At 68.3% G+C, this 581-nt stretch carries 1 protein-coding gene and 1 pseudogene; both read left to right on the top strand.

Going from position 1 to position 581, the window contains the following annotated elements:
* On the top strand, positions 1–333 hold a 333-nt coding region (locus tag AC1DTN_RS38580; RefSeq protein WP_477925477.1), incomplete at its 5' end, for an ATP-binding cassette domain-containing protein.
* A pseudogene (locus AC1DTN_RS38575) lies at positions 330–581 on the top strand (ABC transporter permease); the annotation flags it as partial. The gene AC1DTN_RS38580 and the pseudogene AC1DTN_RS38575, both read left to right, overlap by 4 nt.

Here is a 581-nt window from a genome sequence, read left to right as displayed (position 1 = left end):
CAGGCGGCCAGCATCGACACGCCCATCGGATTGCTGTCGGGCGGCAACCAGCAGAAGGCGCTGCTCGCGCGCTGGCTGGCGACCGAGCCGCGCCTGCTGATCCTCGACGAGCCGACGCGCGGCATCGACGTCGCGGCCAAGCAGGAGATCATGGACGAGATCCTGCGGCTCGCGCGCGGCGGCATGGCGGTGCTGTTCATCTCCTCGGAGATGAACGAGGTGGTGCGCGTCTCGCACCGCATCGCGGTGCTGCGCGAGCGGCGCAAGGTGGGTGAATTGCCCGCCGGCAGCAGCGAGGACGCGGTATATGAACTGATCGCGGCGCAGACATGAACGCATCCCTTGCTTCACGATGGTTCGGGCACCGGCTCGCGTGGCCGCTGCTCACGCTGCTCCTGCTGCTGGCCGTGAACGCGGCATTCAACGCCAGCTTCCTGCATCTCGAATGGCGCGGCGGGCATCTGTACGGCAGCCTGATCGACATTCTCAACCGCGCGGCGCCGCTGGTGCTGGTGTCGCTGGGCATGACGCTGGTGATCGCGACGCGCGGCATCGACATCTCGGTCGGCGCGGTGGTGGCC

The sequence above is a fragment of the Rhizobium sp. 01T444 genome, from assembly GCF_056398305.1.
The sequence above is the reverse complement of the archived record's forward strand: the minus strand, read 5'-3'. Positions and strand labels throughout refer to the sequence as shown.